The organism is Neolewinella marina, assembly GCF_002631205.1.
Taxonomy (GTDB): domain Bacteria; phylum Bacteroidota; class Bacteroidia; order Chitinophagales; family Saprospiraceae; genus Neolewinella; species Neolewinella marina.
Window position 1 is genome coordinate 442,236 of record NZ_PDLO01000004.1, and the last position, 24,105, is coordinate 466,340.

17 protein-coding genes are annotated in these 24,105 nt (G+C 62.5%); 4 read left to right on the top strand and 13 right to left on the bottom strand.

Annotated features, from left to right (window positions below; all coding sequences use genetic code 11):
* Positions 1–37: 37 nt before the first annotated feature.
* The 6 genes from CGL56_RS12240 to CGL56_RS12265 form a co-directional block, all read right to left on the bottom strand.
* Positions 38–1,216, bottom strand: a complete 1,179-nt coding sequence (locus CGL56_RS12240) for an ABC transporter permease (RefSeq protein WP_099106839.1) — start codon at positions 1,214–1,216, stop codon at positions 38–40.
* Between the two features lie 31 nt (positions 1,217–1,247).
* A complete protein-coding gene (locus CGL56_RS12245) occupies positions 1,248–2,579 on the bottom strand; it encodes an ABC transporter permease (protein ID WP_099106840.1) in 1,332 nt (443 codons plus the stop codon).
* A gap of 95 nt (positions 2,580–2,674) precedes the next feature.
* Complete coding sequence (locus CGL56_RS12250; protein ID WP_099106841.1) at positions 2,675–3,340, bottom strand: ABC transporter ATP-binding protein; 666 nt, start codon at positions 3,338–3,340, stop codon at positions 2,675–2,677.
* Positions 3,341–3,395: 55 nt separating this feature from the next.
* A complete protein-coding gene (locus CGL56_RS12255; protein WP_099106842.1) occupies positions 3,396–4,868 on the bottom strand; it encodes a TolC family protein in 1,473 nt (490 codons plus the stop codon).
* Complete coding sequence (locus tag CGL56_RS12260) at positions 4,865–6,115, bottom strand: efflux RND transporter periplasmic adaptor subunit (RefSeq protein ID WP_099106843.1); 1,251 nt, start codon at positions 6,113–6,115, stop codon at positions 4,865–4,867. The genes CGL56_RS12255 and CGL56_RS12260 overlap by 4 nt, the downstream gene beginning before the upstream one ends.
* 107 nt (positions 6,116–6,222) lie before the next feature.
* On the bottom strand, positions 6,223–6,618 hold the full coding sequence (locus CGL56_RS12265) for a DUF2237 family protein (protein ID WP_099106844.1): 396 nt from the start codon (positions 6,616–6,618) through the stop codon (positions 6,223–6,225).
* 109 nt (positions 6,619–6,727) lie between these two features.
* Here CGL56_RS12265 and CGL56_RS12270 point away from each other — a divergent pair, with 109 nt between their 5' ends.
* Both CGL56_RS12270 and CGL56_RS12275 read left to right on the top strand, forming a co-directional pair.
* The gene (locus CGL56_RS12270; protein WP_099106845.1) at positions 6,728–8,494 is read left to right on the top strand and encodes an ABC transporter ATP-binding protein; all 1,767 of its coding nucleotides are present in this window, start codon (positions 6,728–6,730) and stop codon (positions 8,492–8,494) included.
* 72 nt (positions 8,495–8,566) lie between these two features.
* Entirely contained in the window at positions 8,567–10,516 is a 1,950-nt protein-coding gene (locus CGL56_RS12275; protein ID WP_099106846.1) for a SulP family inorganic anion transporter, read from the top strand.
* A 76-nt stretch (positions 10,517–10,592) separates the two neighbouring features.
* Here CGL56_RS12275 and CGL56_RS12280 read toward each other — a convergent pair whose 3' ends face one another.
* From CGL56_RS12280 to CGL56_RS12295, 4 genes are all read right to left on the bottom strand, one after another.
* Positions 10,593–12,230: a S41 family peptidase gene (locus CGL56_RS12280; protein ID WP_099106847.1), complete on the bottom strand. Its 1,638-nt coding sequence runs from the start codon at positions 12,228–12,230 to the stop codon at positions 10,593–10,595.
* Between the two features lie 1,223 nt (positions 12,231–13,453).
* Positions 13,454–13,963, bottom strand: coding sequence for a hypothetical protein (locus tag CGL56_RS12285; protein WP_099106848.1), 510 nt, complete (start codon positions 13,961–13,963; stop codon positions 13,454–13,456).
* 4 nt (positions 13,964–13,967) lie between these two features.
* The gene (locus tag CGL56_RS12290) at positions 13,968–14,663 is read right to left on the bottom strand and encodes a flavin reductase family protein (RefSeq protein ID WP_245851976.1); all 696 of its coding nucleotides are present in this window, start codon (positions 14,661–14,663) and stop codon (positions 13,968–13,970) included.
* Between the two features lie 233 nt (positions 14,664–14,896).
* Positions 14,897–15,733 carry an SDR family oxidoreductase gene (locus tag CGL56_RS12295; protein ID WP_099106849.1) on the bottom strand — a complete coding sequence of 279 codons (837 nt, stop codon included), beginning with the start codon at positions 15,731–15,733 and terminating at the stop codon, positions 14,897–14,899.
* A gap of 172 nt (positions 15,734–15,905) precedes the next feature.
* On the opposite strand from CGL56_RS12295, the gene CGL56_RS12300 reads away from it, so the two are divergent.
* Complete coding sequence (locus CGL56_RS12300; RefSeq protein WP_099106850.1) at positions 15,906–17,444, top strand: sulfatase family protein; 1,539 nt, start codon at positions 15,906–15,908, stop codon at positions 17,442–17,444.
* Here the strand turns inward: CGL56_RS12300 and CGL56_RS12305 are convergent.
* The 3 genes from CGL56_RS12305 to CGL56_RS12315 form a co-directional block, all read right to left on the bottom strand.
* Positions 17,441–18,826: a DUF819 family protein gene (locus tag CGL56_RS12305; protein WP_099106851.1), complete on the bottom strand. Its 1,386-nt coding sequence runs from the start codon at positions 18,824–18,826 to the stop codon at positions 17,441–17,443. The two genes, CGL56_RS12300 and CGL56_RS12305, sit on opposite strands and share 4 nt — an antisense overlap.
* Positions 18,827–19,371: 545 nt before the next feature.
* Positions 19,372–21,012, bottom strand: coding sequence for an NAD+ synthase (locus CGL56_RS12310; protein WP_099106852.1), 1,641 nt, complete (start codon positions 21,010–21,012; stop codon positions 19,372–19,374).
* Positions 21,013–21,150: 138 nt separating this feature from the next.
* Positions 21,151–22,017, bottom strand: a complete 867-nt coding sequence (locus CGL56_RS12315; RefSeq protein WP_099106853.1) for a DUF58 domain-containing protein — start codon at positions 22,015–22,017, stop codon at positions 21,151–21,153.
* 396 nt (positions 22,018–22,413) lie between these two features.
* Between CGL56_RS12315 and CGL56_RS12320 the strand changes: the two genes are divergently transcribed.
* A complete protein-coding gene (locus tag CGL56_RS12320; RefSeq protein WP_245184253.1) occupies positions 22,414–23,034 on the top strand; it encodes a low molecular weight phosphatase family protein in 621 nt (206 codons plus the stop codon).
* The last annotated feature ends 1,071 nt before the right edge of the window (positions 23,035–24,105 follow it).

A 24,105-nucleotide genomic window follows, 5' to 3' on the forward strand; every position in this document is an offset into this window, starting at 1 on the left:
CGGTTATCTAAACTTCGGACGGAGTGGCTTGGCTGGCCTACTCCTCGTGGAGGACGTGGGCCGGGTGGAGTCCCGCCGCCTGCCGGCTGGGCAGGAAGGCACAGGCCGTAACGATGAGTAGAATGGTGAGGACAGAAGCCATGATTCCGAGGTAAAAGTACTTAGCCGGGATCGGCAGCAGCTCCAGCAGGGGCAGCTGGACGGCGAAGAAGGTGCCGAGCAGCAGTCCGGCCGCCGTAACGACGAGCACTTCCCCCACGAACTGGGCCGTCACTTCCCCGGGGGTGGCCCCGAGGGCCTTGCGCAGGCCGATCTCGGCGCGGCGGTGGCTGATCTGGGTGAAGAGGACGCCGAAAAGCCCCAGGGCGATGTTGATGAGCAGGAACCCAGAGATGACCAGCATGATGATCAGGGGGATGACCACGGGGCGGTTGGCCTTGATGCGGTCTTCGGCCATGCTCCAGATGACCACGTCGGTGTTCTTGGTCAGGTCCACCAGTCTGCGGTAGAGGGGTTCCTGCACGGCGGCGGTGCGGCCGGGATGGGTACGCACGATGAGCATTTCGAAGGGCTCCCCACCGCGGTCCTGGTCGGCGTGGGAGAAGAAGGTCAGCGGCTGGTTCTCCGCGAAGTTGCTCTGGTACTTGAAGGCGTCCACCACCCCCACGACGCGGTGCAGGCCGTTAATGGGCAGCAGGGTATCGACGAGGGTTTCGGCCTGGGGGAAGTATTCGTCCTTGAAGGCGCCGTTGACGACGATGGGGGGATACTTGGCGTGCTGGTCCGCCTCGGTATACCACCCCCCTTCACGGAAGTCGAGTTCGGCGGTTTCGGCGAAGTGCTCGTCGGCGAACATCATCAGGGTGGTGATGAGGAAGCCGTATTCGTCGTTGCTCGTCCGCCAGGTGCCTCCGCCGAAGGGGTTGACGGGGCCAATCCAGGTGACGGCGGCCACGTCCGGCAGCTCGAGGAGTTCCGTACGGATGCGCCGGTGGGCTTCCACTACGGCCGCCGAGTCAAGCTGGTCGTCGAGGTCGACCCGCACGCCGAGGCTGTGCTCGTAGCTGAAGCCCAGGGGGGAGCGGTAGCGGTCGTAGTTGTAAATCGTGAAGGTGTAGACGCCGAACAGCACGACGAAGGCCAGCAGGATCTCCACGAAGATCAGGACGTTGGCGCGGCGCTTGTTCCACATCAGCTTCAGGAGGTGAGAGAGCATGACGGTATCTTTTGAAGGGTGGTTAATGGGATTATCCCCGCAGGGCGGCGGCTACGTTGGTCCGGCTGACGCGGTAGGCGGGCAGCAGCCCGGAGAGGAGGCCGAAGAGCAGGATCACCAGCAGGTAGTAGAAGACCACCTGGTAGGACAGCGACAGGCGGGTGATCCCCAGCAGGTCATTGGCGTTGACGTAGGAAATGAGCAGGATGGCCAGCAGCAGTCCGATGGCCCCGCCGATGACCGTGATCACCAGGTTTTCGAAGATGAACTGGTAGAGAATATCCCGCGGCTCGGCCCCGAAGGCTTTGCGCACCCCGATCTCGGAGCGCCGCTCGAATACGCGGCTCACGTTCAGGTTGATGAGGTTGATGAGGGGCAGGGCCACGAAGAGGAGCACCAGGATGGATAGCGGGATGAACAGCACCCGAAGGGCCTTCTGGGGGTCCTGCTCCTGCACGGTGGCCATCGCGTAGCCCTCAATGACGGTGGCGCTCGACACCCGCAGGCCGTTGTAGTCGCTTTCCGGGGGGAACTGGAAGTTCTGGGAGATGAATTCGATCTCGTCCTTGATGGCCTGCCGCCCCCGGGGGGAGGTCGCCTCGAAGATGGCGCTGAAGCCTCCGTCGATCTCGTTGCTGGCCAGGGCCCGCGCGTCGGCGGTGGTGACCGGCAGGTAGATATCCCCGCCGAACATGGGGCTGTCGGCCAGCGGCCGGCTCACGATGCCCGCCACGGTGAAGGTGCGCCGGCCCAGGGCCATTTCCCGGCCGATGAGGTCCGGCCCCAGCTCGCCGAAGTAGATGCGGGCCGCCTTGTCGGTCAGGACCACCTTCTGGGCGGCAGCCTCGATGTCGGCCTCATTGAAGGGGGCTCCGTAGAGAAAATCGAAGTCGAGCACCCGCCAGTAGTCGGCGTTGGTGTAGTAGCTGGAGAAGGTGAACTTGCGGCCGTCGATGAAGCCGTCGGTGAAGTCGCCGTCGCTGTAGATGGCCACCCGTTCGGCGGACTCCAGGTCCACCAGGTTATCCATGATGAAGCGGTAGCTCATGGGGCCGATGGAGTTGGAAACTACGTTCTGGGCGATCTCCTCGGTGGTATCGTAGCGCACTTCCCCGCCGGCCAGGGTAAGGGTGTCGATGACCAGCATGGTATCCGGTTCGGTCCGGCTGCGTTCGGCGTAGGGCGATACCACCAGGTAGTCCCGCTTGGTCAGCGGCTGGTTCTTGCCCAGGCCGGCGTCGAACAGGGAGGTGAGCACCATCAGAATCATCAGGGTGAAGCTGATGCCGAACAGGCTGATGAAGGTGTAGAACGGCTTGCGACGCAGCACCTTCAGGGCGAGGGTTAGGTAGTTGTGGAGCATTGGGCGATGTACGATTTACGAGGTGCGATTTTGGTGAGGTAGGGTATACGATTGGGCTGCCGCTGCTATCTGCGCGCGTGGCCGCAAATCGCAAATCAACTCACCCTTTCTCCGTCGCTGAGCCGTACCAGGCGGTGGGTTTTACGGGCCATGCGCTCGTCGTGGGTCACCATCACGATGGTGGTGCCGAGGTCCTGGTTGAGGCGGAGGAGGATCTGCATGATCTCGTCGCCCATGTGGCTGTCGAGGTTTCCGGTGGGCTCGTCGGCCAGGAGGATGTTGGGCCGGCCGACGATGGCCCGGGCGATGGCCACCCGCTGCTTCTGCCCCCCCGACAACTGGTTCGGAAAGTGGTAAGCGCGGTTGCTCAGTCCCACATGCTCCAGGGCGTCCAGCGACCGCCGTTTGCGTTCCTTGCTGCCCACCTTCCGGTACAGCAGGGGCAGCTCCACGTTGTCGACCACCGAGAGGTCGTTGATCAGGTGGAAACTCTGAAAGATGAAGCCGAGCTGCTCGTTGCGGAAGCGGGCCATCCGGCGGCCGTTGTAGTGGGTCACCTCCTGCCCGGCCAGTACCACCTGCCCCTCGCTGGGCTCGTCGATCAGGCCCATGATGTTCAGCAGGGTCGACTTGCCGCAGCCCGAGGGGCCCATGATGCTCAGGAATTCCCCGGCCGGTACCGTCAGGTTGAGGTGCTGGAGGGCGAGGGTCTCTATGGTGTCCGTGCGGTAGGACTTGGAGATGTTGGAGAGTTGGATCATGAGTTGCTGGTTCTCTGGTTGCTGGTTTCTGGTTGGCTGGTTTCTGGTTGGTTGGTTAGTGGGCTTCGTAGAGGGGCCGGTCGTTGATGAAATCCCAGAGGGTGAGGCGTTCCAGGCTGGCGTAGGTGAGCCAGTAGGCGCGCAGGGATTCGGCGTAGGCGCGGGTATTGAGGTCGCGGTTCTGCTGGGCGAAGGTGAGGTCGGTGAGGGGGATGGCGCCCAGGGTATAGCTTTCCTGGCTGATGCGGAAGCGTTCCTCGGCCAGGTCGCGGATGCGGGTGGCGAGCTGCAGTTCCTGGCGGACCGTGGTCCACTGGTCGAGCAGCTGGGTGAGGCGGCCGGCGAGTTCGTTTTCCAGGCGCTGGCCGAGGGTGCGGGCCAGATCGACGTCGGTTTGTGCCCGCCGGTTAAGGGCCTGCCGTTCGCCCCAGTCAAGCAGGGGCACGGCGAAGGTTAGGCTGACCACCCTTTCGTTCTGGGGGTCGCGGTAGATGGGGTTCAGTTCGTCGGCGTTGCGGATCAGTCCGATGCTGGCGTTGAAGTCGAGGCGGGGCCCCAGGTTGCGGCGGATGCGGTCGGCTTCCCGTTCGGCTTCCAGCACCCGCTGTTGCAGTTGCAGCAGTTCGGGACGGTTGGCCAGGTGGGCCAGGGCGGTGGCGGCGGAGATGTCTACCCCGGCCCGGGCGTCGGGGGTTTCCGGGCGGAGGAGCTCGCCGTGGTACGGTTGTCCCAGGTACTGGAAGATGTTGGCCGAGGCGCGGCCCACGAGGCGTTCGGCCCGCAGGAGGTTCTGTTCGGCACTGGCCTGTTCGAGTTCGAGCTGCACCAGGTCGCCGCGGTTGATCTTGCCCAGCCCGTAGCGTTCGGTGGCGATGGTGTAGAGGGTGGCGTTGGCGGCCAGGTTGGTTTCGGCGATGCGGCGTTCCTGGTCGGCGTTCACCAGGTCGAAGAAGAGGGCCGTAGCGTCCAGGGCGGCGTCGGCGCGGGCGGCGCGCAGGGCGGCTTCCGTTACGCTTACCTGCAGGGGCAGCAGGCGGCGGTCCCACTTCCAGGGGTTGAAGGCCAGCAGGGGTTGCTGGAAGGTGAGCCGCACGGGGGAGCCATTGTAGCGCTTCGTTTCCTGGGCGAAATTGTCGGTGCGCTGCAGCCGCGTTTCCAGTCCGAAGAGTCCGCCGGTAGCGGCGATGCGCTGGGTAGCGAGCAGGGAGACGGAGGAGTTGTTGAGCTCGATCTCGCGGAAGGCGATGGTGCCGTCGTCCTGGGTCACCTCGGTGGAGGTGCGGAAGTAGTTGGGCAGGGTGGCGGCCAGGTCGAGGCGGGGCAGCAGTCCGGCTTCAAAGGCCTCCAGGTCGAGGGCGGCGGCGCGTTGTTGCTGTTCGGCAATGAGTACCTGCTCGGCGCGTTCGGTGGCGGCGTGCTGCAGTTCGGCCAGCGTCAGGGTTTCCTGGGCGCGGACGCGGGTGCCGAGGAACAGGGCGAGCAGCAGGAGCCACATGGCCAGGAGGTTCAGTTTTTCGGCGACGATCATCCTTCCTCCAGTTTGAATTGGTTCACGTCCTTCAGGGCCTCGGGGTCGGAGATCACGATGCGGTCGCCGGGGTTCAGTCCGCCGGTGATTTCGACGTAATCGCCGTTGCGGGCGCCGATCTCCACTTCCCGCCGTACGGCGTTCTGTCCGTTGACCACGAAGACCGACTGATCGCGGCCCCCGCGGAATACGGGTCCGTTCTTCACCCTCAGGGTTTCGTCGATGCGGCTGGTGATGACGGAGAGTTCGCTGCGCAGGTTGGGCCGCAGGTCGGGGTGGCTGGGGTTGTCCAGGTCGACGCGGAAGCTGACCAGATTTTCGGACACTTCGGGAAGGATGGCGGCCACGGTTCCGGAGATGCGGCCGGTGGGCAGTCGCAGTTCTACGGGCAGGCCCACGGCGAGCTGGTCGGCGAAGCGGTCGGAGCAGGTGGCTTCCACCCGGTAGCGGCCCAGGTTAGCGACCCGCGCCAGGGCGGTGCCTTCGGTGACCTGCTGGCCGATGTTTTCGTTCACCCAGGTGACTACGCCGGCGCGGGGGGCGCGGACTTCCGTCTCCCGGAGGCGGCGGCTGAGCTGGCTCACCTCCTTCTCTTCCATGCCCACCTCCAGCTGCAGCTGCCGCTTGCGGCCGGCGAGGCTATTGCGGGCGTAGTCGAGCTGATTGTCCAGCTTTTTGGATTCGAGTTCGCTGATGCGGACGGCCAGGTCGGCGGCTTCCACCTCCTCCTGGGTGGCACCGCCCACCTCCAGCAGGCGGCGGGCGTCGGCCAGGGCGGCGCGGGCGGCGGCGAGTTCCAGTTTCTTGATGTCGGCGTTGTAGGAGAGTTCCTTCAGGTCGCGCTCGTACTCCAGGCCGAGCAGGCCGATGCTGTTCTCCTTCACGGCCAGCTGGTCGCGGCGGCCGTCGAGCTGCAGCTGTACGTAGTCGCGGTCCAGCCGCATGAGCAGGTCGCCGGCCTCCACTTCGGTACCTGCCGTGAGCAGCACCTCGTCGATGGTGGTGGCCACGGGGGCGTTGATCTGCTCCTCGAAGGCGGGCAGCACCAGGGCGGTGGCGTTGATGGTGTTGACCACCTCACCCCGCTCCACGGTAGCGAAGCGCAGGGTATCCTTGGCCGCGGAGGGCCGGAGCAGCTTCAGGCTGAACCACAGCAGGGTGGCCAGGATAACGAGCAAGCCGCCCCACTTCAGCCACTGGTAGCGGCGGCGGCGGTTCACTTCACGGGTGTCCAGGGTGCGATCCATGCCCCGTGGGAAGCATACTCCGTGCCAGAAAAATCACATTCTGACAATCAATGAATTACACCTTCACATGCGCCCAATGTGTTCGATACCGGACACCCTCCCGTCCGTTAGCGGACGCCGGGCTCGGTCTTCAGTTCCAGCAGCTGGGCGAAGTCGAGAAAGTCGAGCACCGACTCGTGGGTAGCCTCCAGTTTCACCGGTGGTGCGACGCCGGCGTCGTAGGCTTCCTTCCAGCGCAAGACGCAGAGGCACCATAGGTCGCCGGGTTTTAGGCCGGGGAAGTCGTACTGAGGAATGGGGGTCGTCAGGTCGTTGCCCCGCGAGCGGGTGAAGGTCAGGAACTCCTCCGTCATCACGGCGCACACCACGTGGCGGCCGCTGTCGAGGTGGCCGGTGCGGCAGTAGCCGTCGCGGTAGAAGCCGGTCGGGGGGTCGGTACAGCAGGGGACGAGTTCGGTGCCGAGTACGTTCTTCACGGGAATTGGGGGGAGGGTGATTGACATAATACCCCAAACCGGGCTGGGGGTTCGGCCCTGGCACCCGCGCTCCGCCGCCCCAAAAATTCTTGTAGGTACCGCGACCCAAAGCCGGGATCGCTTGTTACATGCCTTCATGGCCAGCAACGAAGAAAAGCAGAAGTTCGACCTGTACCTCCTGTGGCGGGTGCTGGCCCTGGCCAAGCCTTATAAGGGGGTTGCCATTCTGGCCGTCACCCTGGCCGTGGTGCTGGCGCCGCTGTCGATCGCCCGCCCGCGGCTGATCCAGAAGATGGTCGATGACTACATCTTCGCCGGCGACACCCAGGGGCTTACCTTCTGGGCCCTGGTCATTGCCGGGCTGCTCGTGGTGGAGGCCCTCTGCCGCTACGCCTTCGTCTACAGCTCCAACTGGCTGGGGCAATCGGTGATCCGCGACCTGCGCGTCCGCGTCTTCAGCCACATCAACAGCCTGCGCCTCAGCTACTTTGACAAGACGGCCATCGGCACCTCCACTACGCGGACGATCAACGACATCCAGTCGATCAACAGCATCTTCGCCGAGGGCGTCATCACCATCCTGGCCGACCTCATGTCGATCTTTGCCGTGCTGGCCATCATGCTGACCACCAGCTGGCGGCTCACCCTTATCTGCCTGACCACCATGCCCTTCCTGATGCTGGCCAGCTACCTCTTCAAGGAGGCCGTCAAGCGCAGCTACCAGCAGGTGCGCTCCCAGATCCAGAAGATGAACGGCTTCCTGCAGGAGCGCATCACTGGTATGCGGATCGTTCAGATCTTCAACGCCGAGCACTCCGAGGCCCGCAAATTTGCCGGCATCAACGCCGAATACCGCAAGGCCAACATCGACGCCATCCTTTACTACGCGATCTTCTTCCCTACGGTCGACATCATCGCCGCGGCCAGTCTGGCCCTGATGGTGTGGTGGGGTGCCCAGGACGTGGCCCGCGCCGGTGGCGTGACCCTCGGGGCCCTGGTAGCCTTCCCGATCTACATCAACATGCTCTTCCGCCCGATCCGGGTGCTGGCCGACAAGTTCAACACCCTACAGATGGGGCTGGTAGCTTCCGAACGGGTGTTCAAGGTGGTGGACCGCGACGACCAGATCGAAAATACCGGCACCCTGGCCCCCGCCAAACTGGAAGGCGAGGTGGAGTTCCGCAACGTCTGGTTTGCCTACACGGGGGTGGAGTGGATCCTGAAGGACCTCAGCTTCCAGCTCCACAAGGGGCAGACACTGGCCATCGTGGGCAGCACCGGCAGTGGCAAGACCACCATCACCAACGTGATCAACCGCTTCTACGAATACCAGATGGGCGAGATCCTCATCGACGGTCACGACCTGCGCGACTACGAGCTCACCGCCCTGCGCAGCCGCATGGCCATGGTGCTGCAGGACGTCTTCCTGTTCACCGGCTCGGTCATGGAGAACATCACCCTGCGCGACCCGTCCATCAGCCGCGAGCGGGTCATCGAATCGGCGAAGCTCATCGGCGCCCACGAGTTCATCGAGCGGCTGCCCGGCGGCTACGACTACGACGTGATGGAGCGGGGGGCCACCCTGAGCATGGGGCAGCGGCAGCTGATCTCTTTCGTGCGGGCCCTGGTGTTCGACCCCGACATCCTGATCCTCGACGAGGCCACCAGCAGCGTGGACCCGGAAACCGAGGGGGTCATTCAGCACGCCATTGAAAAACTGATCGACCGCCGCACCAGTATCGTCATCGCCCACCGCCTGAGTACCATCCGCAACGCGAACAACATCATGGTGCTCGAAAAGGGGGAGATCAGGGAGTTCGGTCCCCACGACACCCTGCTGCAGATCGAGGACGGCCGCTACCGGGAGCTCTACGAGATGCAGTTCCTGGAAACGGCGGAATAGGGGTTTCAGCTAGTTTAGCGTATTTTGGGGTTTTTCCGTCAAATGATAGCTTTACTAGCATAAGTAAGAAACATGAAGAACCCCTTTGTTTTTGATTTCTCTAATCTCCGCGGAGACTTTTTCGGTGGTCTGACCGCCGGTATCGTCGCCCTGCCGCTGGCCCTGGCCTTCGGTGCGCAGACGGCCCTGGGCCCCATGTCCGGCCTCTACGGTGCCATCGCCATCGCCATCGTTGCCGCCATGTTCGGGGGCACGAACACCCAGGTAAGTGGCCCTACCGCACCCATGACGGTCGTTTCTTCGGCCATCATCGCCAACGCCCTGGTAGAGTCGGGTGCCGAGACCGTGGCGGAGGCCCTGCCCATCATTCTGGCCACCTTTTTCCTGGCCGGCCTGATCGAAATGCTCTTCGGGGTCATCAAGCTGGGCAGGTACATAAAATACATACCGTATCCGGTGGTTTCCGGCTTCATGAGCGGGATCGGGGTGATCATCATCATCACCCAGATATTCCCGGCCCTGGGCTACAGCGCCGCCAACGACCAGGAGCTGATCGCCATGCAGATGCCCCACGCCGAGGAGGTGATCCTGGAGGAAATCATCCGCGAAGAGGAGGCCGACGGCGCCCTGAAGGGCGTGATGGACGCTTCGGTCATCGAGGAAACCAGTCGCCGCTTCTCCGAAGTGGACCAGCAGGATATCGAGGCCCGGGCCGTGCGCCTGGCCAGTCGCAGTGCAGGCGGCACCGTGGGTACGATCTCCAACCTCCACCGCCCCTTCTCGACCCCGGGCGGCATCAACTGGCTGAATCTCTTTCTTGCCCTAGCCACCATCGCCATCATCTACGGCTTCAAGCGCATCACGACCATCGTGCCGTCCAGCCTGGTGGCCCTGATCATCATGACCATCGTGGCCTACTTCTTCATGCCCGGACAGGTGCCGGTGATCGGGGAGGTACAGGAGGGACTGCCGCCCTTCTACTTCGGCTTTTTTAGTGAATACTTCGGCTCGGGCATGCTGCTGCGGATCATCGAATTCGCCTTCACCCTGGCGGCGCTGGGTGCGATCGACTCCCTGCTCACCTCCGTAGTGGCCGACAACATCACCAAGACCAAGCACGACCCCGACCAGGAACTCATTGGCCAGGGCCTCGGCAACATGGCCGCCTCCTTCATCGGCGGTCTGCCCGGCGCGGGCGCTACGATGCGTACGGTGATCAACGTACAGTCGGGTGGTAAAACGAAGATCTCCGGTATGATCGCTGGTTTCTTCCTCCTGCTGGTACTGCTGGGCCTGAGCGGCATCGTCCGTTACATCCCCATGGGCGTACTGGCCGGCATTCTCATTACCGTCGGAATTGGTATCATCGACTACAAGGGCTTCCGCCACCTGCGCAGCGTGCCCAAGGGCGACGCCGTCGTTATGATCCTGGTACTGCTGCTGACGGTCTTCGTTGGCCTGCTCGAAGCTGTCGCCATCGGTATGGTGCTGGCCGCCGTGCTCTTCATGAAGAAGACCGCCGATTCGGTAGAAGAAGGAGCTACCTCTTCCTCCCTCTCCGAATTCAGCCGCGAAAAGCCCTGGGCCGACGAGGGTGACCTCATCCAGCGTTTGGGCGACCGGGTGTTCATCAAGCACCTGGAAGGACCGCTGTTCTTCGGCTTCGTGTCCAGTTTCCAGACCATGGTGCAGAACCTGCCCACGGTGGAGGTGGTCATCATCCGCCTGGGCCGCGTGCCCTACATCGATCAGTCGGGGCTCTACGCCCTGGAGGATGCCATTATGGACATGCACAGCCGCGGCATTGCCGTGGTCTTCACCGGCATGAACGAGCAGGTGCACGACATGATGGAACGGATCAACCTGATTCCCGGCCTCGTTCCCTACGAGCATTGCTTCCCCACCTTCGCCGACGCCCGGCGGTGGCTCGGAAAGCGCCTCGAAGAGGGTAACCTGGCCACCGTTTCCGACGACCAGCGCAACAGCAAGCCGGCCATCGGAGAAAACATCGACGAGATGTAAGGCATCCGCCTTTCCAAAAACGGAAACACCCCAGTCGCACACGGTGCGGCTGGGGTGTTTTGCTTTGCGGACTTGCTTACTTACTCAGCAGGTCATCGTACCGCTGGCGGTCGTTCAGGATTGCGATGGCTTCCTGTACTTCCTTGTCATTGCGGAGGCCCATCTGTACCTGTCCGCGCTGGTAGTAGTAGCGGCCGGCGATCTCCTTCTCGATGATGTCGATGATCTCCTCCTTCAGGCCGGCGATGGCGGCGGCCTGCTCCCGGTCCACCCGCTCCTGGATGGCGGCCAGGTCGGCGGTAATGTCGTAGCCCTCCTCAGCGGCCCGTTCGGCGGCTTCCTCCAGCAGCTGCTCGGCCTTGGAGGTAAAGCTGAAGTCGGCCCGGTTCAGGAAGGCCTCGAAGCGGTCCCAGTCCTGGAAATGGAAGTCGGCCACCGAATCGATGGTCGGATGGTCGCGCACCCATTCGTTGACGAAATCGAAGATGATGTACTCTTCCAGCAGTCCCTGGGCCACGTTGTTCTTGCCGAGGACGTCGACTTCAATGTCCGGGGCCACGCCGCCGCTGCCCAGTACGGTGCGGCCGCCGCGGGTCTTGAACTCGGGCCGCTGGGCGTCGGGGATGTCGTAGGGTTTGCCGTCGCGGTATTCGATGGCCTGGATGCAGCGCTGGCTGGGTATGTAGTATTTGGCGGTGGTGATCTTCACCCGGCTGCCATAGCCGGTCTCCATGATGTTCTGTACCAGCCCCTTGCCAAAGCTGCGCTGGCCGATGAGCACCCCACGGTCGAGGTCCTGCAGGGCGCCGGAGACGATCTCCGAGGCCGAGGCCGACCGGCCGTTGATGAGCACCGCTACGGGCAGCTCGGTATCCAGGGGGTTGCCGGTGGTGGAGTAGCTGCGGTTCCAGTCGCGCACCTTGCCCTTGGTGGTCACGATCAGTTCGTCCTTGGGCACGAAGATATTGACGATGTCGACCGCCTCGTTGAGCAGGCCGCCGCCGTTGTTGCGCAGGTCCAGGACTACCCCTTTCAGGTCGGGGTTTTCGGCGCGCAGTTTGGTTACCGCCTCGCGTACGTTGCGGGCGGCGTTCTGGGTGAAGGTGGTCAGGGCCACGTAGCCTACCTGATTCTCGAGCATGCCGGCGTAGGGCACGTTGGGGATGTCGACGTCGCCGCGGGTGAGTTTCAGTTTCTTGAGTCCTTCGCCGGGGCGGTCCACGGTCAGTTCCATCACGGTGCCGGGGAAGCCGCGCATGATCTCCTCCAGCTGTTCGCGGTTGTAGCCTACGGTTTCCCGGCCGTCGATTTCCATCAGTCGGTCGCCGGTTTTCAGTCCGGCCTCGTCGGCAGGCTGGTCGCGGTACAGCATCAGGATGGTGGGCAGCCCGTCGATGTACTCGATTTCGGCGCCGATGCCCTGGTACTGTCCGCTCTGTCGCAGCCGGGCGGTTTCCACGTCGGTTTCGCTGATGTAGTTGGTATAGGGATCCAGGGAGCCCACCATGGCCTCGATGCCGGTGCGCATCAGCTTGTTGGGCTCGATTTCGTCGACGTAGTAGGTGTTCACTTCCTTGTACACATTGGTGTACACCTCGATGGCCTTCATGATCTCGAAGAACTTGTCGTTCACCGGGCTCACGGAGGCGGCCGTCAGGCCAAGAAATACCACCGCCGCGAGGGCGGTGTACAGGGCGCGTTTGCGTAAAGACATGGCGGTGTCGTTTGGGACTCAACGAGATAACGCGGTGGGGAAAGGATAGATTGATTTACGACTTGACGAATTTTGATTTAGGAGTGGGCTTTGCACGGCGTTGCGTTTGGACATCGGATGCTGAGGGAATATGCGATTCTCGATTCTTGATTCTTGATTCTCGATGTGGCTACCGCACGGCTTTGCTCGCCGCCGCTCGTCGGAATTACTTACCACGGAAGGCACTGAGGGACACGGAGGGCTTTGGTTATTCCCGCCATAGTTCTCTGCGCCTCCGTGGTGGAAATAAATCGGGTCTGGAGACCCTCAACCCGGGTGCGGCGTGGACATCGGATGTTGTTGGAAGCTGAGGGGATATGCGATACTCGATTCTCGATTTGGCTACCGCACAGCTCAGCTCGCTACACTCGTCGGAATTACCCACCACAGAAGGCACGGAGGGACACGGAGATTCTTGGGGAATTCCTTCATGGCGCTCTGTGTACCTCCGTGCTTCCGTGGTGGAAATAAATCGGGTCTGGAGACCCTCCACCCGGGTGGGCACGAGCGTAGCGAGCAGAGCCGCCAATTATAAATGGTAAATTTTCCCGGCCCTGGAAGGGACGGCTCCGAATTAGCGGGGTCAATTCCGAGGAATGGGCCTCGCGGGCATAAGGTGTGATGCCCCCGGCGGCGATACCATAACGTCGCGTTCAAATAGGACGTTAAGAGATATGCGATACTCGATTCTCGATACTTGATTCTCGATTTGGCTACCGCACGCCTTTGCTCGCTACGCTCGTGGTCGGGTCTGGAGACCCTCCGCCCGAGTGGGCACGAGCAAAGCGAGCAGAGCCGCAAATCGGAAATGGTACTTTGTACTTCGTAAATGGTAAATTTTACCGGCCCTGGAAGGGACGGCCCCCGAATTAGCGGGGTCAATTCCGAGGAATGGGCCTCGCGGGGATAAGGTGTGATTCCCCCGGCGGCGGCGATACCATAACGTCGCGTTCAAATCGGATGTTAGGAGATATGCGATTCTCGATTCTCGATACTTGATTCTCGATTAGCTGCGCTGCTGCCTTCGGCGGTTGGCTACCGCACGGCTCTGCTCGCTACGCTCGTTATCGGGTCTGGAGACCCTCAACCCGGGTGTGCACGAGCGGAGCGAGCAGAGCCGCAAATTGTAAATGGTAATTCTGTACTTCGTAAATGGTAAATTCTTCCCCCCTCCCTCCAGCGTACTAGCAGCCCTGTTCGCCAAGCACCCGCACCTTGAGGGTGGCGCCGGACTGGCGGTTGCGGATGGTGACGGTGCCGGATACTTCCCAGAGCTCGCTGTCGACCTGCCGCTCGCGGGTAACGGTGGTGGTGACCTCGAATTCGTCGTTGGCGTGGACGAAGGTAACAGGGCCGCTTTCATTGCCATCATCCTCGCTGACGGTTTCCAGGGTTTGTAACTGGCCGTCGAAGTGGCCCTCCGCGGGCCCCTCCCCGTAGTTGAAGCCGTAGAGGTACTGCTCCTCGGCCGCCCCTTCCGGCCAGAGCAGGAAGGTGCACCCTTCCACGTCGCGGAATTCCTCCAAAGTAAGCAGGCGGTAGGTGATGTCGCCGGAGACTACGGGCTGGGGACGGGTGCCGGGGGCGGGTTCGGTGACGCCCGCGGCGTCGGGTTCCGGAGTGGACGGGCTTTCCTCCGAACCACAAGCGGTGAACAGCAGGAAGGGGAAGAGTAGTGACAGGATAACTTTCATGGGTCTACGGTTTTAGGTGGGGGCGGGCGTAGGCCTTGCGGACGGGCTGCTCCACCCGGTAATAGGTATCGAGGCCGGCGACCGTCAGCGTCTGCAGGCTCGCGTGGTCCACGTGACCGGATTCCGCCACGGCGTGGTCCGGCACGATGATTTCCTGTACGCGGCCAACGATGAAGAGGGTTCCGTTGGCGCGGATTTGGTGCTCCTCCTCGAGGGTCAGCCCGATCTTGATTGCGCTCTCCTTTACGTAGGGGGCCCGGCATTGGTCGGTATACTCCGGCGTAAGTCCGGTAGCCGCGAACTCCGATTCCGTGATCGCATAGTTGGCGCTCGATTGGTGGGCCGGGTCAAGGATTTCCGGGTGCAGGGTATTCAGGGTGAACCAGCCGGTGGCCTTCAGGTGGTGGTAGCTGTGGCGGGGCACCGTGAGCGGGCGCAGGATGAAGCCCAGCAACGGCGGACTGGCCCCCACGTGCACTACCGAACTGAAGACGGCCAGGTTCTCCGTACCCTTGTGCCCCCGGGTCCCCATCAGGTGCACTCCCCGCGGCCCGGGCAGGGTGTTCAGCAGGTCGCGGCGGTAGGCGGCGGGGCGGGCCATGATATCCTGGAGGGTTAGGAGCATGTTGGATTTCTGGTTGCTGGTTTTCTGGTTGCTGGTGAGCTGGTTGCTGCCCGGTGGGTGTTGGGGCCTCCTCACTGGCGGGGTGTTCGTTTGGTTGGCTGGTTGCTGGTTTGCCTAGTTGCTGGTTTTCTGGTTGCTGGGGAGCTGGTTGGTACCCGGTGGGCGTTGGGGCCTCCTCACTGGCGGGTGTTCGTTTGGTTGGCTGGTTGCTGGTGAGCTGGTTGCGGCCCGGTGGGCGATGGGGCCTCCCCACTGGCGGGGTGTTCGTTTTGTGGGCTGGTTGCTGGTTGAATGGTTGCTGGTTGGGACTAGAACCTGCGGTTCGCGGCCAGCCGTTTGGTGAAGAATCTGTCCTGGAAGCGCTTGGGGGTGAGGCGGAGCAGTTTGGCGATCCACCTTTTACGCATGATGAGGACGCCGGGTTCGGGGGTTTTGTCGGTGAGGGCGCGGTAGATGGCCTCGGCGACCACTTCGGGTTCTACGCCGCCCGCTTCGGCGGCTTCGGTGTAGGGGCCGAGTTTGGGCAGGATGTGGCTGTAGCGGTTGTCTTCGAAGGCTTCGGTTTGCTCGCGCCCCTTGGACCAGATGGGGGTCTTGACCGGGCCGGGGGCTACGCTGATCACGTCGATGCCGGAGCCGAGGAGCTCGCGGCGGAGGCCGTCGGTGAGGGCTTCCACGGCGAACTTGGAGGCGGAGTAGAAGGTCATGAAGGGGGAGGTCAGGTAGCCGCTGACGCTGCTGATGTTGACGATGCGCGACTGGAAGCCGGCCTCCCGGGCGGCGTGGAGCAGGGGCAGGGTTTCCTGGATGACGGCTACCAGTCCGAAGACGTTCACCTCGAACTGCCGGCGGTACTCGGCCTCGCTGACGGTCTCCACGGGGCCGGAGATGGCCACCCCGGCGTTGTTCACCACCCCCACCAGCCGGTGACCGTCGTCGAGGATGCGCTGCACCCCGGCGCGGATGGCAGGGCGGTCGGTAACGTCGAAATTCAGGGCCGTGAAGCCCGGCATCTGGGTGAGTTCCCCGGGACCCGCGCCCCGCCGCACGGAACCGTAAACGTGAAAGCCGCGCTCCAGCAGGTAGCGGGCGGTGGTGAGGCCGATGCCGGAGGAAACGCCGGTGACGAGAATGCTGTCTTTCATAGATGTGGTTGGCCGCCCGACCGTCGGGGGGAGGTACACCGTCCAACGGGATTGGGGCCGACTAGTTAACGGGAAGGGCCAAAAATAGCGGTACGGGCGCGACCCGCGGGTGCCGGGCTGCAACCGATGGCCAATACGCGGACAATTCGACCCGCACGTGTACCTTAAGGCTATGATACGGACCTATCTCCTGAAAGCGGGTTTGCCGCTGGCCTGCGCCATCCTGCTGTTGCTGGCCTTCGGTGGGGCGGACAGCCCTCCCCCACCCCCCAACATCGTCATCATCTACGCCGACGATATGGGCTATGGCGACCTGGGCTGCCAGAACTCCGACTCCAAAATTCCCACCCCCTACCTCGACCAGCTGGCCGCGGAAGGCATGCGCTTCACGGACGCCCACAGCTCCTCGGGCATCTGCTCGCCGAGCCGCTTCGCCCTCCTGACCGGCACCTACCACTGGCGGCGGCAGCACGATATCGTCAACTCCTTCGGGCCGCCCTTCTTCCGGGAAGGCGACGTCACCCTGCCCCAGCTGCTGAACGAAGGGGGCTACACCACCGCCTGCATCGGCAAGTGGCACCTGGGCTGGGACTGGAACTTCACCCAGCCGCCCTCCGGGGAGGCCATGCAGTGGGGCAAGCTGCGGGAGGTGTACCGCCCCGAAGACATCGATTGGGAACGGCCCGTTGGTGGCGGACCGCTGGCCCGGGGCTTCGACTACTACTTCGGCGACGGGACCATCAACTTCCCCCCCTACACCTGGATCGAGAACGACCGGGTACTGGAAACGCCCACCGCCATGATGGACCCCGACTCCGTGGGCTACGACACCAAGGAGGGCCGCTGGGAATTCCGGCCGGGCCCGAAGCTGGAGGACTGGAACCCCTACACGGTGCTGCCCACCCTGACCGAAAAGGCGGTGGACTGGATCGCCTCCCGCGACGAAAATGAACCGTTCTTTCTCTACTTCGCCCTGCCCTCCCCCCACGCGCCCATAATCCCCAACGATGCCTTCGACGGCAGCTCGGAAGCCGGGGCCTACGGCGACTTCGTGGTGCAGACCGACTGGGTAGCCGGGCAGCTCATCGACGCCCTGGCCGAGCGCGGACTGGACGAGAACACCATCGTGGTCTTCAGCTCGGACAATGGCCCCGAAGCCTACGCCTGGGAGCGGGCCAGGACCTACGGCCACTACAGCATGGGGGAATTCCGCGGACTGAAACGCGACGTATGGGAAGGCGGCCACCACGTGCCCATGATCGTGAAGTGGCCGGGGCGGGTAGCGCCGGGCACGGTATCGGACGCCCTGATCTCCCAGATCGACCTGATGGCTACCCTGACCGCCGCCGCCGGGGTGCCGCTGCCATCGGGGGCCGGCCCGGACAGCCGGGACTTCACGCCGGTACTGGCCGGACAATCGCCCGCAGCGCCCATCCGGGAGGTGCTCGTGCACAATACCTACGCCTCCAAATGGGGCATCCGGAAGGGCGACTGGCTCTACATCGACGACGCGAGCGGGGGCCACCGGAATCCGCCGGACTTCTTCAGCACCCTGACCGGGCACGAGGAATTCGACACCCCCGGCATCCTCTTCAACATGCGGCAGGATCCGGCCCAACGGGTGAATCACTACGCCCGGCACCCGGAAATGGTGGCGGAACTGGAGGACTTGCTCGCGAAGGAAAAGCAGCCCCCCGGCGCCAATCGCTAGCTCACCGAAAGCTCCATCAGGTAGGAGCAGAGCAGGGCGCCGTAGGTGCCCAGGGCGTAGCCGATGACCGCCATGATGGCCCCCACCGGTGCCAGTACGGGGTTGAAGGCGCTGGCCACCACGGGTGCGCTGGCGGCTCCGCCCACGTTGGCCTGGCTGCCTACGGCTACGAAGAAGAAGGGCGCCTTGATGAGGTAGGCCGTGACGAGCAGTACGGTGATGTGCACCAGCATCCAGATGAGGCCGATGGCGAAGAGGCCGAGGTTGTCGAGCACGTCGCCGATGTTCATCTGCATGCCGATGGTGGCCACCAGGATGTAGATGAAGATGCCGCCCCACTTGCTGGCCCCTACCCCCTCGAGCCGCCTGGCCCGGGTGAAGCTGAACAGGAAGCCGAAGGTGGTGGCCAGCACTACCATCCAGAAGAATCCGCTGGTGAGGGTATTCAGCCGCAGGGCTTCCAGGGTGGCTTCGAAGCGACCGAAGAAGGGCGCCAGCAGGTCGGCCCCGAAGTGGGCCAGGGCTACCCCGCCGAAGGCCACGCCGAGCAGTTTGTAGAGGTCCACGCTGGTGGGGATGCGCCGCACCTGGTCGGCGTAGTCTTCCATCTTGCGCACCAGCTCGTCGATGGCGCTGTTGTCGGCCCCGATGAAGCGGTCGATGCGTTTGGCCCGCCCGGCCCCGAAGAGGAGGAAGGCCAGCCAGATGTTGGCCACGAGCACGTCGACCACGATCATCTGTCCGAAGATGCCCGGCGGCACCTCGTTGATGATCTGCATGGCCGCCTGGTTGGCCCCGCCGCCGATCCAGGAACCGGCGATGGTGCTCAGTCCCCGCCAGAGCAGGTCGGGATCCAGGTTGATCAGCCCCGGAAAGAAATAGGTAACGATGAGCAGCGCCGCCGGCCCGCCCAGCACGATGCCCACGGTAGCCGCCAGGAACATGACGATGGCCCGGTACCCCAGGTTGATGATGCCGGGAATATCGATGTTGAGGCAGAGCAGGATGAGGCTCGCCGGCAGCAGGTAGCGGCTCGCCATGAAGTACAGCTGGCTGTGGCCGGTGTAGGCGCTGAAGTCAGCCGGATCCAGTCCCTGCGCCTCAATGTAGCGGTTGATCTCCCCGAACGACAGCCCGTTGGGCAGCGTCACTCCCCGTTGGGCCAGCGCGTCGATCACCCCGTATTCGTACCAGTCGTAGGCGATGATGCCCAGCGGCCAGTTCAGCAAGGCCGGCAGGAAGTAGCACAGCAGCAGCGCCGGCACGTAGGTATAGAAGGTCTTCCAGAAAGGCCGCTCACTGTTGGCCGTGGTGAAGACCAGCGCGAGGATGACGAGGAGGATGCCGAAGACTACTGCGTCGTTGGTGATTAGGGGTTCCAATTAGTAAGGTAGATAGAGGAGTTAGAGAGGGGTTAGAGGGTGCCATTTTCCCCTCGCTTCGCTCGGGTCGGGTTCACAAGGGATTAAGGGGCCAGGGGGCTAAGGGGTCAATTGCGGTTCAATTATCCCTCGCTTCGCTCGGGCAGGTACGTTTCAATCACCCCTCGCTTCGCTCGGGTCGGGACTACTCCACCAAGCATCGCAAAGCTCGTGCGGTACCTTGACCAATGCCGGAAGCTACGCAAAAGGTGAGCAGATCGCCAGGGCTAAAGATATCGCAGAAGGAGAGATCGCAAAATTCACACAGGATTTGTGCCACAGCCAACAGGATTTCAGCAATGAACCGTATTGCCCTTCCAGAAAGGAACATCTACACACCAACCAAACCGAGGCGTATACGTGTCGCACCTGCCCGAGCGAAGCGAGGGACACATGTCTCACTATTGACCCATTAACTCCTTGACCCATTGACCAATCGCCCCCGGCCCGAGCAAAGCGAGGGACAAATGCGATCCCCTCTAACCCCTCTAACCCCTCTACCTCCTCTAACTGAGGTACTTCGCCACAATAGGAAACCGGCGCCCCATCCCAAAGGCCTTCTTGCTCACCCGCAGCACCGGGGCCGTCTGGTGGCGTTTGAATTCGTTGATGTTGACCAGGCGGAGGGCTTTCTGCACCAGCAGCGGGTCGGCGCCCTGTTCGATGATGTCCTGGGGGCTTTTGTGGAGCTCGATGTACTGGTAGAGTATGGCGTCGAGTTCCGGGTAGGGGGGCAGGCTGTCGCTGTCGAGCTGGTCGGGGCGGAGTTCGGCGCTCGGGGGTTTGGTGATGATGTTGTCGGGGATCACCTCACCGTCCTTGTTGATGAAGCGCGCCAGTTCGAAGCATTCGGTCTTGTAGACGTCGCCGATTACGCTCAGTCCGCCGGCCATATCGCCGTAGAGGGTGCCGTAGCCCACGGCCATCTCGCTCTTGTTGCTGGTGTTGAGGAGGATGTTGCCGAACTTGTTGCTGAAGGCCATCAGGATCATGCCGCGGATGCGGGCCTGTAGGTTTTCTTCGGCGAGTCCCGACTGGTACCCGAGGAAGTGGGGCCCCAGCAGGTCCATATACTTGTGGTAGACGCTCTCGATGGGCACGATATCGTACTGGCACCCCAGGTTCTGGGCCAGCTGGCGGGCGTCGTTTACGCTGTGGTCGCTGCTGTGCTGACTGGGCATGAGTACGCAGCGGACGTTCTCCGGGCCGAGGGCGCGGGCGGCCAGCACGGCTACCAGGGCCGAGTCGATGCCGCCGCTCAGGCCCAGCAGGGCGCGCTTGAAGCCCAGTTTCTGGAAGTACTGCCGGATGCCCATCACCAGGGCGTCGTGGATCAGTGTCATCTTGTCGCGGGGGCGTTCGCCCGACATCTCCTGTCCGTCCTCCACCTCGTCGGTGTTGTATACCCGCAGGCATTCCTCGAAGTAGGGCATCTCGTCCACTACCTCGCCGTGCTGGTTGATGACCAGCGAGCCGCCGTCGAAGATCAGTTCGGTTTGGGCGCCGACGTGGTTCACGTAGTACATCGGCATATTGTACAGGTCCACGTTGGCCTGCAGCACCATCACCCGTTCGGGGGCGTGGTCGTAGGAGAAGGGGGAGGCCGAGATGTTGATGATGAAGTCCGGCTGGTGCTCCATGAGCAGGTCCATCGGATTGATCTTGTACAGGGGGTTCTCGTTGCCTACGTTCCAGCTGTCCTCACAGACGATCATGGCGAAGGTCTTGTCCTGGTAGCGCACCACGTTCCACTCCGCGGCGGGCTCGAAGTAGCGGTACTCGTCGAAGATGTCGTAGGTGGGCAGCAGCGTCTTGTGCTGCACCTGCTGGATGCGGCCGTTCGCCAGGAAGTAGGCGCTGTTGTAGAGGTCCTTGCCCTCCACTACGGGGTTCCGGGTGGGCGACCCCACGATGATGGCGATGCCGTCGGCGGCCTTGGCTAACTGCTCGACCACGAGGTGGGCCTGGTCGATGAAGTCGTCGAACTCCAGGAAGTCGCGCGGCGGGTAGCCTACCGTGGCCAGTTCCGGGAACACCACGATGTCCGCTCCCTGCTTTTTGGCGCGCTCGGTGTAGTCGAGCATCTTTTTCAGGTTGGCATCGAAGTTTCCTACGTGTACGTTGATCTGGGCCAGGGCGATATTCATGGGGCGGAAGTTAGTGTATTGGTAAATACCTGCACTTCCGGCCTTGTTCGGCGGCGGCGCGCGGGTGCCGGTTTCACGCAGAATGCCTCATCCATCCCCGCCCGCCCCGCGAGCGAGGCAAGCGGTAAATCATAAATCTCAACCGCGCCGCCGAAAGAACCGCAGCAGTTCCTTCACGTAATCCTCGGTGGTTTCCACGCTGAGGGTATCGGCGCCGCTTTGCTGGAAGGCGGTTTTGAAGTAGTCCATATTCTCGTGGTACCAGCCGGCGTAGCGGTCGCGGATGCGCTTGCTGTCGGTGTCGATCCAGTGGGTTTCCCCGCTTTCGGCGTCCTGGGCGCGCAGCAGTCCCACGGGGGGCAGCTCCCGTTCGCGGGGGTCGAAGAGGTGGAGGCCCACCAGGTCGTGACGGCGGGCGGCCAGCCGCAGCGAGCGTTCGTAGCCGGTGGCCAGGTAGTCGGACACGAGGAAGCAGATGCTGCGCTTCTTGACCATATTGGTGAAGAAGTCGAGGGCCATGCCGATGTCGGTGCCGCTGCCCTCGGGACGGGTGTCGATGAGTTCGCGGATGATGCGCAGGATGTGTCCCCTACCCTTCTTGGGGGGCAGGAACTTCTCCACCCGGTCGCTGAAGAGCAGCAGCCCCACCTTGTCGTTGTTGTTGACGGCCGAGAAGGCCAGCACCGCGCAGATCTCGGTGATGAGCTCATTTTTGGGCTGCTTTACGGTGCCGAAGAAACTCGACTTCGAGATGTCGACCAGCAGCATCACCGTCAGCTCCCGCTCCTCCTCGAACACCTTCACGTAGGGCTCCCCGGAGCGGGCCGTCACGTTCCAGTCGATGTTGCGCACGTCGTCGCCATACTGGTAGTTGCGCACCTCCGAGAACGACATGCCCCTGCCCTTGAAGGCTGAGTGGTATTCGCCGGAAAAGATCTGGCTGCTCAGTCCCTTCGTCTTGATCTCGATGCGGCGTACGCGCTTTAGGAGTTCTGTGGTTTCCAAGTTAGAGGAGGTAGGGGGGTTAGAGGAGGTAGAGGGGTTAGAGAGGAGGTAGAGTAGTTAGAGGGGCTGGCATTTGTTCCTTGCTTCGCTGGGGCAAGGGGTCAAGGGTACAAGGGGTCAAGGGGTCAATCGTCTGACATTTATCCCTTGCTTCGCTCGGGCCGGTTCAAGGGTTTAGCATTTGTTCCTTGCTTTGCTCGGGCGGGGGCAATTTACGGCTCAATTTCGACGGCGGCGCGCGGGTGCCGTGGCGGTCGGAAATCCCGGCGCAACCGATCGGGGCAGTGGCCTCCTTTCATAGCAATAAAGCTATATTTGTATAAATCCACCGGGTACAGGAATCGGAGTTGGCACTTGCCTATTTTCCGGCACCCGCGTCCGCGCAAAAAAATGGCAATGATGTACCCGAAACTGGCGGCCTCAATCCAGGCGATGCTCACGGAAACCGACCGGATCGACGCTGAACGCCGGGCGCGGCTGTCCCGACTGGCCGATTACGTAAGGGACCGCCGGGGGGAGGGCACCGTGCGGCTGAACTTCATCTGTACCCACAACTCCCGCCGCAGCCACCTGGCCATGGTGTGGGCGGCGGTGGCGGCCGAGTGGTTCGGGATCTCCGGGGTGGAGACCTACTCCGGCGGCACGGAGGCCACGGCCTTCAATCCCCGCGCCGTGGCCGCCCTGGAAAGGATCGGCTTCCGGGTGGATGACCCTGGCGGGGACAACCCCCATTACGGGGTGCACTACGCGGAGGACCGCCCCGCCCTGCTGTGCTACTCGAAGACCTACGATGACCCGGCGAATCCGACCGGCGACTTCGCCGCCGTGATGACCTGCTCGGAGGCCGACGCGAACTGTCCCTTTATCCCCGGCGCCTCCCTGCGGCTGCCCCTCACCTACGAAGACCCCAAGGCGGCCGACGGAAGCCCCGCCGAAGCCGAGACCTACGACGCCCGCACCCGGCAGATCGGCCGGGAGATATTGTATGCCTTTTCCTTGCTGGGGGAAGAGGGGTAGGGAGAGGTAAAATTTACCGTTTACCATATACGAAATACCATTTCCGATTTGCGGCTCTGCTCGCTTTGCTCGTGCGCACCGGGTGGAGGGTTTCCAGACCCGACTTGTTTTCACCACGGAGGCACGGAGGTCCACAGAGCGCCGTGGAGGGAGCCCCCCAATAATCTCTGTGTTCCTCCGTGCCTTCTGTGGTAAGTAATTGCGACGAGCGTGGTGAGCTGAGCCGTGCGGCAGCTAAATCGAGAATCAAGTATCGAGAATCGAGTATCGCATATCTCCTAACGTCCGATTTGAACGCGACGTTATGGTATTGCCGCCGCGGGGAATTCCCACCTAATGCCCGCGAGGCCCATTCCTCGGTTCCCTCGCAATTGACCACGCTAATTTGTGGCCGTCCCTTCCAGGGCCGGTAAAATTTACCATTTACGAAGTACAAAGTACCATTTCCAATTGGCGGCTCTGCTCACTGCGTTCGTACGCACCCGGGTGGAGGGTCTCCAGACCCGACCACGAGCGGAGCGAGCAAAGCCGTGCGGTAGCTAACCGCCGAAGGCAGCAGCGCAGCTAATCAAGTATCGAGAATCGAGAATCACATATCTCCGTACGTCCACTATGAAGGAGACTCGGTTTTACTGCTATTATGGAAGGTATCACTCCTTATCCCCGCGAGGCCCATTCCTCGGTTCCCTCGCAATTGACCACGCTAATTTGTGGCCGTCCCTTCCAGGGCCGGTAAAATTTACCATTTACCATTTCCAAAGTACCATGGACAATTTGTGCCTCTGCTCACTACGCTCGTGCATACCGGGCGGAGGGTCTCCAGACCCGATTTATTTTCACCACGGAGGCACAGAGAACTATGGCCGGAATAAACAAAACCCTCTGTGTTCCTCCGTGCCTTCTGTGGTAAGTAATTGCGACGAGCGCAGCGAGCTGAGCCTTGGGGGGTGTATGTCCATACCTGAAATAGCTTGACACAATCGTACACATCGATTATGTCATCAAATTCAGAACAGCCCACCCTGAAGCAGAAGTACACGCGGCGCTTCAGCGAGCCCTTCAAACGCCGCT